This is a genomic window from Enterobacter sp. 237C8, from assembly GCF_034106865.1.
Taxonomy (GTDB): Bacteria; Pseudomonadota; Gammaproteobacteria; order Enterobacterales; family Enterobacteriaceae; genus Enterobacter; species Enterobacter asburiae_B.
In genome coordinates, this window is sequence record NZ_JAWNDF010000010.1 from 66,582 (window position 1) to 79,715 (window position 13,134).

The 13,134-nt window shown below is 55.1% G+C and carries 12 protein-coding genes and 1 riboswitch; of the genes, 6 read left to right on the forward strand and 6 right to left on the reverse strand.

Annotation, left to right across the window (positions count from 1 at the left end):
- Positions 1 to 50 precede the first annotated feature (50 nt).
- Positions 51 to 926 carry a YadA C-terminal domain-containing protein gene (locus tag USF70_RS19285; RefSeq protein ID WP_320735921.1) on the reverse strand — a complete coding sequence of 292 codons (876 nt, stop codon included), beginning with the start codon at positions 924 to 926 and terminating at the stop codon, positions 51 to 53.
- Positions 927 to 1,557: 631 nt separating this feature from the next.
- Positions 1,558 to 1,654, forward strand: a riboswitch (TPP riboswitch).
- A 35-nt stretch (positions 1,655 to 1,689) separates the two neighbouring features.
- On the opposite strand from USF70_RS19285, the gene thiM reads away from it, so the two are divergent.
- Genes thiM through USF70_RS19300 form a run of 3 tightly spaced genes read left to right on the forward strand, consistent with a single transcriptional unit; the run spans position 1,690 to position 4,046 of the window.
- Positions 1,690 to 2,460, forward strand: coding sequence for a hydroxyethylthiazole kinase (gene thiM, locus USF70_RS19290; protein ID WP_045887884.1), 771 nt, complete (start codon positions 1,690 to 1,692; stop codon positions 2,458 to 2,460).
- Positions 2,457 to 3,257 carry a bifunctional hydroxymethylpyrimidine kinase/phosphomethylpyrimidine kinase gene (gene thiD / locus USF70_RS19295; protein WP_320735922.1) on the forward strand — a complete coding sequence of 267 codons (801 nt, stop codon included), beginning with the start codon at positions 2,457 to 2,459 and terminating at the stop codon, positions 3,255 to 3,257. Before thiM ends, thiD begins: the two co-directional genes overlap by 4 nt.
- 42 nt (positions 3,258 to 3,299) lie before the next feature.
- The gene (locus tag USF70_RS19300) at positions 3,300 to 4,046 is read left to right on the forward strand and encodes a GntR family transcriptional regulator (protein ID WP_033146000.1); all 747 of its coding nucleotides are present in this window, start codon (positions 3,300 to 3,302) and stop codon (positions 4,044 to 4,046) included.
- On the opposite strand, the gene USF70_RS19305 is transcribed toward USF70_RS19300, so the two are convergent.
- Genes USF70_RS19305 through USF70_RS19315 form a run of 3 tightly spaced genes read right to left on the reverse strand, consistent with a single transcriptional unit; the run spans position 4,020 to position 7,248 of the window.
- Complete coding sequence (locus USF70_RS19305) at positions 4,020 to 4,973, reverse strand: PfkB family carbohydrate kinase (protein ID WP_320735923.1); 954 nt, start codon at positions 4,971 to 4,973, stop codon at positions 4,020 to 4,022. The genes USF70_RS19300 and USF70_RS19305 overlap by 27 nt on opposite strands.
- Positions 4,970 to 5,974 carry an ADP-ribosylglycohydrolase family protein gene (locus tag USF70_RS19310; RefSeq protein ID WP_221702081.1) on the reverse strand — a complete coding sequence of 335 codons (1,005 nt, stop codon included), beginning with the start codon at positions 5,972 to 5,974 and terminating at the stop codon, positions 4,970 to 4,972. Before USF70_RS19310 ends, USF70_RS19305 begins: the two co-directional genes overlap by 4 nt.
- Positions 5,971 to 7,248: a nucleoside permease gene (locus tag USF70_RS19315; protein ID WP_033145997.1), complete on the reverse strand. Its 1,278-nt coding sequence runs from the start codon at positions 7,246 to 7,248 to the stop codon at positions 5,971 to 5,973. The genes USF70_RS19310 and USF70_RS19315 overlap by 4 nt, the downstream gene beginning before the upstream one ends.
- A gap of 250 nt (positions 7,249 to 7,498) precedes the next feature.
- Here USF70_RS19315 and fbaB point away from each other — a divergent pair, with 250 nt between their 5' ends.
- Positions 7,499 to 8,551: a class I fructose-bisphosphate aldolase gene (fbaB, locus tag USF70_RS19320; RefSeq protein WP_023312424.1), complete on the forward strand. Its 1,053-nt coding sequence runs from the start codon at positions 7,499 to 7,501 to the stop codon at positions 8,549 to 8,551.
- Between the two features lie 68 nt (positions 8,552 to 8,619).
- Here the strand turns inward: fbaB and yegS are convergent, their stop codons facing one another.
- A complete protein-coding gene (gene yegS, locus USF70_RS19325; protein WP_033145995.1) occupies positions 8,620 to 9,519 on the reverse strand; it encodes a lipid kinase YegS in 900 nt (299 codons plus the stop codon).
- A gap of 141 nt (positions 9,520 to 9,660) precedes the next feature.
- Between yegS and USF70_RS19330 the strand changes: the two genes are divergently transcribed.
- Complete coding sequence (locus USF70_RS19330; protein WP_064672814.1) at positions 9,661 to 10,161, forward strand: DUF523 domain-containing protein; 501 nt, start codon at positions 9,661 to 9,663, stop codon at positions 10,159 to 10,161.
- Between the two features lie 161 nt (positions 10,162 to 10,322).
- Here USF70_RS19330 and yegQ read toward each other — a convergent pair whose 3' ends face one another.
- Positions 10,323 to 11,684 (reverse strand): tRNA 5-hydroxyuridine modification protein YegQ, encoded by a 1,362-nt coding sequence (gene yegQ / locus USF70_RS19335; RefSeq protein ID WP_023312421.1) that lies wholly within the window; start codon positions 11,682 to 11,684, stop codon positions 10,323 to 10,325.
- Positions 11,685 to 12,103: 419 nt separating this feature from the next.
- Here yegQ and USF70_RS19340 point away from each other — a divergent pair, with 419 nt between their 5' ends.
- The gene (locus USF70_RS19340) at positions 12,104 to 13,105 is read left to right on the forward strand and encodes a hypothetical protein (protein WP_048976170.1); all 1,002 of its coding nucleotides are present in this window, start codon (positions 12,104 to 12,106) and stop codon (positions 13,103 to 13,105) included.
- Positions 13,106 to 13,134 lie beyond the last annotated feature (29 nt).

The following is a 13,134-nucleotide window of genomic DNA, read 5'->3' on the forward strand; positions in this document are numbered from 1 at the left end:
GGGGTTATTAACGTAATGGCGCCAGTTAATAATGCTTAAGTTCTATATCGTTAAAAGCCCATTCCGACGCCAACTGACGCTCCCATATTATTGGCGGTATCATCAGAGAAGCTCACTTTCGCGATCACATGTGAACTAAAGTTAACGGATGCCCCAACGGCAAGGGCGCTTTCACTATTGTATGTGGCTCCGCCAGCAGAGAACATAACATGCTGATTCGTTTGTACCTGCGGTAATCCAGCCATCGCCATGGCACCTGAAATACCGGCATTAGCTTGCTTCTTATTATTATCTACTTCATCGTGCAGTGATTTAAATTGCTGGTTGGTATTGTTATTCATTGCCTGTAACGTCTGTTTCGTTGCCAGCAGATCCTGTGCGGTGGCGGTAACTGCCTGGGTATTATTAGCCACTTTAGTTTGTGTTGCTGCGTCTACCTGCATGTGCGTCACGGTGGTCGTCACGCCATCTTTGCCATCTACGCCGTTAGTGGGTTTAGGAGCACTTTCCAGGCTATCAAGACGGTTATCTTGCACTTTGTTAACGTTTTCCATATTGATAATTTCTGTGCCGTTCGTCATGACGCCCTGTAAAGCCGCATCGCTTTTTTGATTGGCGGTATCTGCAAGCGCACCAGCAAGCAAGGCTTTTTGATAAGCGTCATTTGTGGCTTGCTCAATAACCAAAACACCTAATTTAGTGGATTGAAGGTCGCTATCCACCTGCGTTAAGCGATTTTCAGTTGAGAGATCGCGAGCAATGCTATCGACCCTGTTTTGCGTAATTTGGTCTTGATGGTCATTCACAATATCTGTGATTGATGCGTCATCCCAAACGGCAGCAGCAGCGTTGGTAATATTCACGGCGCTACCGGCGACCACCCCAAATACAAAAACAGGAATAACAGATTTATTGAAAATTTTCATTCGAAGGACTCACATCATTAACGTATTAAAAAACAAAATTAAGCAGAACAGTTTTGGCTTTAGTGGCATGTGGATATCTGTATTTCCATATCTCAATACAGGATATTCAATGCCCGGACCTTTTTTAGTAGCGTGAATAAACTATCGATTAAACCCAAATTGATGATTTTGATCTAAATCATAAATGATATGAATAAATGAAAGGGCAGGGTGCGGTATCGAGGAGGTTTATTTAATGTATACATTAACTTATGGATTATGCGATAAATCCAGGGGAGCGTTAAGCTATTGATCAAAGTACAAATGTTTAATAGAGTTAAATAAATTAATACTGTCTTATTCTTTCATGCGAAAGAAGTTTCCCTATCTTATAAAAGCGTAATGAGCACGTAATAAAAAATAAAAATAATAGTCTCAGTAAAAGTACGTAATAAAGTTTTTCAATAACGTATTAACAATTACTGAACCAGAATTAACTAAAGCGTAATAAATGTTGGCAAATAACGGGAAAGAGCGCCTGGAGATTTCCGCGGTGACAACGGCGTGATAAATCGAAACTCCTTGCGCCTGGCCTGGGGCCGCGGTTACACTACATAACGTTAATGAGTTTCATAACTCACTGTTTTAAAAGTATTTTGACTCGGGGTGCCCTTCCTTGTGAAGGCTGAGAAATACCCGTATTACCTGATCTGGATAATGCCAGCGTAGGGAAGTCAGATGCCTTCCAGGTCATCGCTTCTTCACGCAAGGCAGGAGCGAAACCATGCAGCCTGACCTGCTCGATTTACACGTTTTACACCACTTCCGAACCCGTTCTCCGCTGACCCACTGTATGACCAACGATGTCGTACAGACTTTTACGGCCAACGTTTTGCTGGCGCTTGGCGCCTCACCCGCGATGGTGATTGAGGCCGAAGAGGCTGAACAGTTTGCCGCGATTGCCGATGCGCTGCTGATTAATGTTGGCACGCTGACCTCGCCGCGCGCCCAGTCGATGCGTCGGGCAATAGAAAGCGCGGTGGCGGCAGGCAAGCCCTGGACGCTGGACCCGGTTGCCGCGGGCGCCCTGACGTTCCGCACCCGTTTTTGCCATCAAATCCTTGCCCTGAAACCGGCTGCTATTCGCGGCAATGCCTCCGAGATTCTGGCCCTTGCCGGAATGAGCGCGGGCGGGCGCGGCGTCGATACAACCGATACCGCAGCCAGCGCGGTGCCTGCTGCGCAGGCGCTGGCGCGCCAGACCAATGCCGTTGTGGTCGTCACCGGTGAGGTGGATTACATCACTGACGGGCAACGCACCCGCACGGTAACGGGCGGCGATCCGTTGATGACGCGCGTAGTGGGAACGGGATGCGCGCTTTCTGCCGTTGTGGCGGCGAGCTGCTCGCTGCCGGGCGACCGGATGGATAACGTCGCTGCCGCCTGCGGATGGATGAAGCGGGCCGGAACGGTGGCCGTTGCGCAGTCACGTGGGCCTGGCAGTTTTGCCAGCGCGTTTCTGGATGCGCTCTATACGCTGGAGGAGCAGGCATGAAGCGGATTAACGCCCTGACCATTGCCGGCACCGATCCCAGCGGCGGCGCGGGTATCCAGGCCGATCTCAAAACCTTCTCGGCCCTTGGCGCGTACGGCTGCTCGGTCATTACCGCGCTGGTGGCACAAAACACGCGCGGCGTTCAGTCGGTCTACCGTATCGAGCCGGATTTTGTTGCCGCGCAGCTGGATTCAGTGTTCAGCGATGTGCGCATCGATACCACCAAGATCGGCATGCTGGCGGAGACGGATATTGTGGAGGCGGTGGCCGAGCGGCTTAAACGCTATCAGGTGCAAAACGTGGTGCTGGATACCGTCATGCTGGCAAAAAGCGGCGACCCGCTGCTCTCCACCTCCGCCGTGGAGACGCTGCGTACAAAGTTACTGCCGCAGGTGGCGCTTATCACGCCCAATCTGCCGGAAGCCGCCGCGCTGTTAGGCACATCGCATGCGCAAACTGAACGCGAGATGAAAGCGCAGGGAAACGCGCTGCTGGCGATGGGCTGCGGGGCGGTGCTGATGAAGGGCGGTCATCTGGATGATGCTGAAAGCCCGGACTGGCTCTTTACCCGCGACGGCGAAGTACGTTTTACCGCTCCGCGCGTGCAGACCAAAAACACCCACGGCACGGGCTGTACGCTCTCCGCCGCGCTGGCGGCGCTGCGCCCGCGGCATGACGGCTGGGCCGATACGGTGCGCGAAGCGAAAACCTGGCTCTCGGCGGCGCTGGCAAAAGCCGATACTCTGGAAGTGGGTCACGGTATTGGACCGGTTCATCATTTTCATGCATGGTGGTAACCCAGTATACTGGCAGGAAACACCACGCCTGAGAAAACAGAGATGGAACAAGCGCATACCCGGTTAATCGCTCAACTGAATGAACGGATCGCCGCGCCTGACAACACGCCGCTGTACCTGAAATTTGCCGAAACGGTAAAAAACGCGGTGCGCAGCGGGGTGCTGGAGCACGGGAATATTTTGCCCGGCGAGCGCGATCTGAGCCAGTTAACCGGTGTGTCGCGCATCACCGTACGAAAGGCGATGCAGGCGCTGGAGGAAGAGGGCGTAGTTACGCGCTCTCGTGGCTACGGCACGCAAATCAACAATATCTTTGAATATTCGCTGAAAGAGGCGCGCGGTTTTTCCCAGCAGGTAGTGCTGCGCGGCCAAAAGCCTAATACGCTGTGGGTCAACAAGCGGGTGGTGAAGTGCCCGGAAGAGGTCGCAAACCATCTGTCGGTCCCTCCGGACAGCGAGGTCTTTTTGCTCAAGCGCATTCGCTATGTGGATGACGATGCGGTGTCGATTGAAGAGTCCTGGGTGCCGGTTGGCCTCATTCCCGATCCGGATGCGATTGGCATTTCGCTGTACGATTACTTCCGTAGTCAGAATATTTTCCCGCAGCGCACCCGTTCACGGGTTAGCGCCCGCATGCCGGACAGCGAGTTTCAGGCGCACATTAAGATGGACGAAAAAATACCGGTGCTGGTGATCAAGCAGGTCGCGCTTGACCAACAGCACCGGCCGATTGAGTACAGCATCAGCTACTGTCGCAGCGATCTATACGTCTTTGTGTGCGAGGAATAATTCGTCGCGAGTCGGGGCGCAGTCCCCGCCGCGGTGGCTGACTACCCAGGACGCCACGGCATTCCCCAGCAGAACGGCGTCTGCCAGCGACCATCCCGCCGCCAGCCCGGCAAGCGTGCCGCCCGCGTGGCTGTCGCCAGCGCCAATGGTGTCCACAACCGTCGCCGGGAACGCCGGAACAACGCCCGCATCGTCGCCGTCATACCACGCGGCACCGTCTTTATCATGACGCACAATCAGCGCGGCGCCGAAGCGCTGCTGCCACTCCGCACCCAGGTTGTCAGCCGCTACGCCCAGTCGTTCGGCTGCGATCTCTGCTTCCTGACGATTAAGCGACACGATCGGCCTGCAGGCCATAATCCGCGCCATCAGAGCGTCGGGAATATCCGCGATGCGGGGGCCGAAATCGATAAAGGCCGTCACGTCCTGTAATCCCTCCAGCCAGCGTGTCAGCAGTTCGCCGCACGGCGAGGCGAGCTGATAGCCGGATAAATAGACCAGGCTGTTCGACGGGATGTTAAGCACATCAAGCCAGCGCTGCTGCCACTGGTTCTCCACGCCGCTAAAGGACATAAAGGTGCGCTCGCCGTCTGGCTCCACCAGCGCCAGGCACCAGCCGTTGTCGCCGGTTTCGGCCTCAATGGCGCTGTGCAGATCCTGCTTCGCCATCGCGTTGCGGATAATATCCGCCCAGACGCCGTGGCCGACGGGCAGGGCGTTTTGCGACGCAATGCCGAGCCGTTTCAGAGCGATGGCAATGTTCAGCGCGCAGCCGCCGATATTCACGCCCTGCTGTTTGAGTTCGATATCGCACCCGCGCCAGGGCAGGGCGTAGGCGTCGGCGATGACGTCAATCACCGCCGCGCCCAGCACCGTCACCGGCCGCGCGGCGTGCAGAGTGTCGAGACGTTGGGCAAACGAATTCATACGCCCTCCCTTTGCTCCCGGTAGTGCAGCAGTTTCGCGCAATAGTGGCCGAAATCGAGCCGGTTAACGGCGTCGAGCTCGGCCTTCAGCGCCGGGTCAATGGCCTGGACGCCGTGGAGCGCGCCGCAGATGGCCGTCGCCATCGCGCCAATGGTGTCGGTGTCGCCGCCCAGATTGGCGCATAAAACCGCGCAGCGGTTCGGGTCGGTTCCCGCCAGTTCGACCATCGCAATGGCCGCCGGAACGGACTCAATGGTGCTGGTTCCGGCCCCCACGAGCTGGTACACCTGCTCGCTGGCGGACTCAACCCCGTTGGCTTCCCGCACGGTCTTAAGCGCCAGCTCAATACGTGCCGCCAGCGATGCGCTGAAGGTGGTGGTTTTCGCCTCCTGCGCATAGCGGGCGATACCCGGCAGCGCATCGACGATGTTCTGCCAGCTTTCGCCGTCGATAGCGCGGGAAACCGCCCAGGCAATCACCACCGCGCCGGCAATGGCGAGGTCGGATTTATGGGTCGGGCTGGAGGCCAGCGCCACCTGCTCAACAAAGTGTTCCAGACGCGTGGCCGGGAGCAGGCAGCCCAGCGGGGAGGCGCGCATCGCTGCCCCGTTAGTCACGCCGTTGTTGTCCAGTTCGCTAACCGGCTTGCCGTCGCGAATCGCGTTAAGCGCGATTTTGGAGGTCGGGCCGAGCACGTTCTTATTAAACGCGTCGAAATCGAGCGCCCAGCGCAGAATATGCTTGCCGATAACGTCTGCGTTAATCTCCCCGTCGCACTCGATGAGCGCGTCCGCCAGGCACAGCGCCATTGAGGTATCGTCGGTGAACTCTGCCTGTTTGAAATAGCAGGCCGCATTATTCTCTGCCGGGCCGGGTAAAAAGCGGTCGATCCAGCCGAAGTGCGCCTTGACGCGCTTTCTCGGCCACAGCTCCGACGGCATGCCCATCGCATCCCCTAACGCCTGCCCGTAAAGGGCACCGAGAACACGTTCTTGTTTCATTTAACTTCCCCTTGTGTCAGCGCGGCATCGCCATCAACCACCGCAATGGCGGCGATCTCTTTATCCGATTCGCGGAAAAACAGCATAAACAGCACGGCAATCACGGCAATCATGATTGCACCAAACGTCCACATTCCGGCCCAGTTGAAGGTCAGCCCATTCACCGGCTCTTTGTATGCGAACATTTTTTCCATCATCACGCCGCCCAGGCGGTAACCCAGCAGGCTACCAAAGCCCTGACAGCACAGCGTAATCAGGCCCTGCGCGGCGGTGCGCATGTGCACCGGCGCTTTTTTGTCCACGTAGATGTACGCGGTGACGTAATAGAAGTCGTAGCTCACGCCGTGCAGCAGAATGCCGAGGAACAGCAGGGCGTAGGTAAAGTACTGTTCCGCTCCGCCGTAAACAAAGAACCCGTAGCGGATGGCGGCGGTAATCAGGCCCAGCAGTAAGACCTTCTTAATACCAAAGCGTTTGGTAAAGAACGGCAGGGCGAGCATAAAGAAGATTTCGGAGAACTGGCCGAGCGTCATCCAGCCGGTGGCGTTTTTCATCCCCACTTCGGTGAGATAGCCGTTGGCGAAGATGTAATAGAAGGCCAGCGGCATGGCGAACAGGAACGAGCAGAAGAAGAATACCAGGAAGTTTCTGTCGCGCAGCAGGATCAGCGCGTCCAGCCCGAGCATCACTTTGAAATCCAGCTTGCCGGTACTTTTCGGCGGCGTATTCGGCAGGAACAGGGCAAACACGCCGAGCAGGGCGGAGCTGGCTGCCGTCATCAGCAGCGGGATATTGGTATCGGAAATATCGCTGTAGCCCAGCATCTGCGGCAGGAATCCGCACGCCAGCCCGGAGGCGATCCAGCCGATGGTACCCATCACGCGGATGCGCGGGAAATCGGCCTCAACGTCGTCCACGTTGGCAAAGGCGATACTGTTGGTCAGCGCGATGGTCGGCATATAGGTCAGGGAGTAAACCAGCAGCAGCGGGAAGAAGGTGCTGAACTGGGTTTGCTGCGCGGCGAAGTACATCAGAATGGCTCCGGCGAACATCAGCACTGACAGCACTTTCTGCGCGGCGAAGAAGCGGTCCGTCAGCGAGCCGACCAGAATCGGGGAGAGGATCGCGGCAATGGCGGTACAGGCGTAAGACCAGCCGATTTCCCCGGCGGTAAAACCGCTTTTGCTCAGCCACAGCCACAGCGGCACAAACCACGCGCCCCAGATAAACCATTCAACAAACATCATGAATGACAGTTGGACTTTCGTTTTCATTTTTTAATCCTGCATGTCAGAGAGGGTACGCCTTTAACATACCACTCAATAATACCTTTTAAATACCTTTGTGGCGATTGTTTGATCAATGTAACAGTTTTGTTGTACACGAATCGAGCCAGCAGATTGTGCTGAAAAAAAAAGCAAAGAGTGGAAAATCTGTTAAGTCGGTACCAGGCTTAGTCTGCCCATAAAAGATGGGACTGGATAAACACACACCGACACGACGTCGGACTTACGGGAGTATCACATGACTGATATTGCGCAGTTGCTTGGCAAAGACGCCGACAGCCTTTTACAGCATCGTTGTATGACCATTCCAGCCGACCAGCTGTATCTGCCTGGTCACGACTACGTTGACCGCGTGATGATCGATAACAACCGTCCGCCTGCGGTCCTGCGAAATATGCAGACGCTTTACAACACCGGGCGGCTCGGCGGCACCGGGTATCTCTCTATTCTGCCGGTGGACCAGGGCGTGGAACACTCTGCGGGCGCCTCTTTTGCGGCGAACCCGCTCTACTTCGATCCGAAGAACATTGTTGAGCTGGCGATTGAAGCGGGCTGTAACTGCGTGGCGTCCACCTACGGCGTGCTGGCCTCGGTTTCGCGTCGCTATGCCCACCGCATTCCGTTCCTTGTGAAGCTGAACCATAACGAAACCCTTAGCTACCCAACCGAATATGACCAGACCCTCTACGCCAGCGTCGAGCAGGCGTTCAACATGGGCGCGGTGGCGGTAGGGGCGACGATTTACTTCGGCTCCGAACAGTCCCGTCGTCAGATTGAAGAGATCTCCGCGGCGTTTGAGCGCGCGCACGAGCTGGGCATGGTCACCGTGCTGTGGGCATATCTGCGCAACAACGCGTTCAAGAAAGACGGCGTGGATTACCATGTATCCGCCGACCTGACCGGGCAGGCGAACCACCTGGCGGCGACCATCGGCGCGGATATCGTGAAGCAGAAAATGGCCGAGAATAATGGCGGCTACAAAGCGGTGAACTTTGGCTACACCGATGACCGCGTTTACAGCAAGCTGACCAGCGATAACCCGATCGACCTGGTGCGCTACCAGCTGGCGAACTGCTACATGGGCCGCGCGGGGCTGATCAACTCCGGCGGCGCGGCGGGCGGTGATACCGACCTGTCAGACGCGGTGCGTACGGCGGTGATCAACAAACGCGCGGGCGGCATGGGGCTGATCCTTGGCCGTAAGGCGTTTAAGAAATCGATGGCCGACGGCGTGAAGCTGATCAATGCGGTTCAGGACGTCTATCTGGACAGCAAAGTCACGATTGCCTGACGGCTCCATCTCCCTCTCCCCGGTAAGAGAGGGTTGGGTGAGGGCATCATTGCTCACCGTGTGATACATCAGCGCAAAAGCACGCAGTCCGGCGGTAGCCGGCACTGCAGCGCGCCGGGCAACACCTCAATGCGGAACTGCGTTCCGCTCAGCGGCTCTCCGTCGAGGTTAAAGGTCATCCCGTGCGGCGCATTCACTTCAAACCACGCCGATTTCCCGGCGATGATATTTGGACTCTCTTCCGGCTGCGTCAGCGTGGTAAACAGCGCGGGCAGCAGGCCGTCGCCCGTGAAAATACGCAGCTGGAGCTGACCGTCATTGATCAGCGCCTCCGGGCAGAGCTGCTGTCCGCCGCCCGCCTGACGCCCGTTGCCAATCCCAATCACCAGCGCATCACCCTGCCACTGAAAATCCTCGCCGCGAATTTCGCAGCGGTCAGGCTTGAGGGTGTCCATGCGCATCAGGCCGTGGATCAGGTATGACACGCCGCCCAGCGCCGCCTTCAGCTTTTCCGGCGTTTCGCTGGTGATGCGCGTGCCAAACCCGCCCGTCGCCATATTGATAAAGCAGGTTTTATCATTCACCTGCGCAATATCCACAGCGGTGGCCTTGCCGAGGATCGCCAGCTGGAGCGCTTTCTCCAGCTCTTCCGGGATCCCGGCGCTGGTGGCAAAATCATTGGCGGTGCCGAGCGGTAAAATACCCATCACCGGCCGGTTTGCCGGGGGCAGGTCGATAAGCGCTGACGCAATCTCATTGATGGTGCCATCGCCGCCGCCGGAAATGATGGTGCTGACGCCAAGCCCGAGGGCTTCATTGATATAGCGTGCCGCGTCGCCTTTTTCCCACGTCACCCTGACGTGAATGCGCGCGCCGTCATCGCGCAAACCCTGAATTGCCTGACGCAACAGATCGTTGCCCGCGCTTTTGCCATTGAGAATCAATAAACTGTCTGGATAGGTTGCCATCCGCGCTGCTCCCTTTTTTAGCGTTAGTAAGAGTGTATAGCAGAGAGGAAAAAAGCGGGTAAGAACAGGATGAAAGGAACAAAATATGCCCGAAAGCGCGTTACACTCCAGCGATGATAGTAACGTAATCACAGGAAAGTGATGATGAATAAAATTTTGGTAAGCGCGTGCCTGATGGGCTTTAAGGTTCGTTATAACGGAAGTGAAAAAGCGCGAATGAACGAGCTGCTCGCTCGCTGGCAGCAGGAAAAGCGTCTGGTGATCCACTGCCCTGAACTTGCGGCCGGGATGCCTGTCCCTCGTCCTCCGGCAGAGATTATGTCCGCTGATGGCAAAGACGTAATGCACGGGCAAGCCAGAATTAGTGAAAATACAGGGCAGGATGTGACTGAGCAGTATCAGCTTGCAGCCTGGCTCGCGCTACGCGCTGCTCAGGAGTCGGGGTGTAGCGCAGCGCTATTAACCGATGGCAGCCCCACGTGCGGCAGTCAGTTTATTTATGACGGATCTTTTCGCGGGATCCATAAAGCGGGGAGGGGTGTGGCTGCATCGTTGCTCGCAGAGCATGGGATAACCGTGTTCTCTGAGGGGCAAATCGACGAGCTTATTGCCTGGATTGAGGAGAGAGAAGGCAAAAAATAAGCCCGCGTAAGGGAGATTACGCAGGCTAAGGAGGTGGTTCCTGGTACAGCTAGCATTTATGGGTTATGTTTTTCAGCGGGGGGATAATACCCGTATTGAACGAAGCGGTATGTGATCCGATTCTAAGAATTATCCCAGCGCGAAAAAATTTCCCTGATTAACTATTTGCCGTGTGGGTTTCGGGTGCTTTCACCGTTGAAGTTACGCATCAATAGCGCAAACTTCAGCTCCACCTCTTCCGGAACCGGCAGCCAGACGGTATGACCATCACCCGGCGCCACGTCAATCGCTTCGCCTTTGCCGTTTTCCAGATGTTCCAGCGTAAAGTTCATGTTGCCCTGCGGGGTCATCAGCTCCAGGCTGTCGCCTTTGGTGAACTTGTTTTTCACCGCGACGGCCGCCAGCGCGCCTTTGCGCTCGCCGGTGAAGTCGCCGACAAACTGCTGGCGCTCGGAAACGGAGTAGCCGTGCTCGTAGTTCTGGTAGTCATCGTGAGTATGACGACGCAGGAAGCCCTCGGTATAGCCGCGGTGCGCCAGGCCTTCCAGGGTTTCCAGCAGGCTGGTATCGAACGGTTTACCGGCCGCCGCATCGTCGATGGCTTTGCGGTACACCTGTGCGGTACGCGCGCAGTAGTAATAGGATTTGGTGCGGCCTTCGATCTTCAGGGAGTGCACGCCCATCTGCGTCAGACGCTCGACGTGGGCGATGGCGCGCAGATCTTTCGAGTTCATGATGTAGGTGCCGTGCTCGTCTTCAAAGGCGGTCATGTACTCGCCCGGACGTTTGGCTTCTTCAATCATAAACACGCTGTCGGTTGGCGCGCCGATGCCCAGCGTCGGCTCAACGTTGGTTACCGGAATAGGCTCGTGCTTGTGCACGATATTACCGACGTCATCCTCTTTGCCTTCCTGGACGTTATATTCCCAGCGGCAGGCGTTGGTGCAGGTGCCCTGATTCGGGTCGCGCTTGTTGATATAGCCGGAGAGCAGGCAGCGGCCGGAGTAGGCCATGCACAGCGCGCCGTGAACGAAGATTTCGATTTCCATATCCGGCACCTGGGTGCGGATCTCTTCGATCTCTTCTAGCGAAAGCTCGCGGGACAGGATGACGCGGGTCAGCCCCATCTGCTTCCAGAATTTCACCGTTGCCCAGTTGACGGCGTTAGCCTGTACGGAGAGGTGAATATCCATCTCCGGGAAGTTCTCCCGAACCAGCATGATTAAACCCGGGTCCGACATGATCAGCGCGTCCGGCCCCATATCCACCACCGGCTTCAGGTCACGGATGAACGTTTTCAGCTTGGCGTTGTGCGGCGCGATGTTCACGACCACGTAGAATTTTTTGCCCAGGGCATGCGCTTCGTTGATGCCGAGCTGCAGGTTCTCGTGGTTGAATTCGTTGTTGCGCACGCGCAGCGAGTAGCGCGGCTGGCCCGCATAAACGGCGTCGGCACCATAGGCGAAAGCGTAACGCATATTTTGCAGCGTTCCCGCCGGGGAAAGGAGTTCCGGTTTAAACATGTTTGTTCTCGTTCTGATGACAGGTCAGATCCGCGTGCACCAGGTGCAGCGGTAAGGGGAGATCCCCCACTTTAAGGGCGGGCATTGTAGCGCCGCGGGGCAGGGAGGTAAAGCGTCGAGTCGTATCACCGCCCATCCGGCGTTTACGCATATTTTTAGGTATTGTCTTTACCATCTGGCTTGAAAGACCGAGGCAATGCCGTTTCCCGCTTTCAGTACAAGCGTGGACTGAACGTCATTGCTTTTGCTTAATTCGAATCAACCAGATACAGGAAAACTAACTGATATTGAGATCGTGTATAACTTTTGAGCGTCATCAAGTCGTCTGTTCAGGAACCTATCTGAATACGTAGCTTGATTAATGAAGAGAAAAAGACGGAATCTGTTTATGAACCGTTACCATTTGTCAGGGGAAGAGTATGGCGAGGCTGGATTTCTGTGAACTTGCTTCTGCAAGCGCAGATACTGCAGATAGCGACCAATTTGAGAAGTTCGCAAAAATATTCATGGAAAAAATTTTGGGAGGGATTGTAACTAAAGGCCCAAGCCGGGGGGCGGATGGTGGCATAGATATACGGGTTGAGTTTGATATTGCCGGATGTCGAATTGCCAAACTTGTTAGCTGCAAACACTACGCTCCTTCTAAAAAGTCCGTTGGTCGCAGTGATGAAGAGGACATTCAGGACAGACTTGCTGAATTTGAATGTGATGAGTTTGTTGGATTTTATTCCACCATTGCATCGTCCGGACTTGAGCAAAAACTGGAGCGACTGAAAGCTAAAAAAGGGATTTTGTACCAGATTTATAATTCAGAGGATATTGAAACCTTATTACTGGAAAATCATGCGGGCTTTCAGTTAGCAAAGCGTTTTTTTCCTCGTTCAGTACAAAATATATTACCACAATTTATTGCTCTACTGCCCACCTTCACATCCTGTGACGCAGTGCGTCATTCTTCAGGTTGGATAGTCCCGGATGTTTATAGTGACTACGAGCCACGGGTCTACGCCTGTAATGCTAATTTAGCTGCACAGTATGCAAATGAGAAGGCGATGAATGATATCCATGAACCTATGTTCTTGCAGGCATGGAAAGATGCCGTCCATATGTTTTCAGATTATTTCATTATCCCTGCTGCCGGTATTAACAGTGTAAGCAATATTAATGAATTACCACCGGACTGGGATACTTCAGACGATATAATAAATTTATCCGCCGGGAAACGATGGGCACTTTTGGCTATCTGGAGTTTTTTTGATGATAAAAAGGTTAATGCTATTTTGAAGAAAATGCATAAACATCCTTCTCAGCAAGATTTGAACGTTATTAGCTTCGCTTTCCTGGCGATGATAACTGGCACCGAGCGTCGCGATGTATTAGCGCGACTTTTTGCTTATGCTACACCTTTTCGTTCCTGGTAAGGCCACAGTTTTAATGTCTGGAGTCTCTG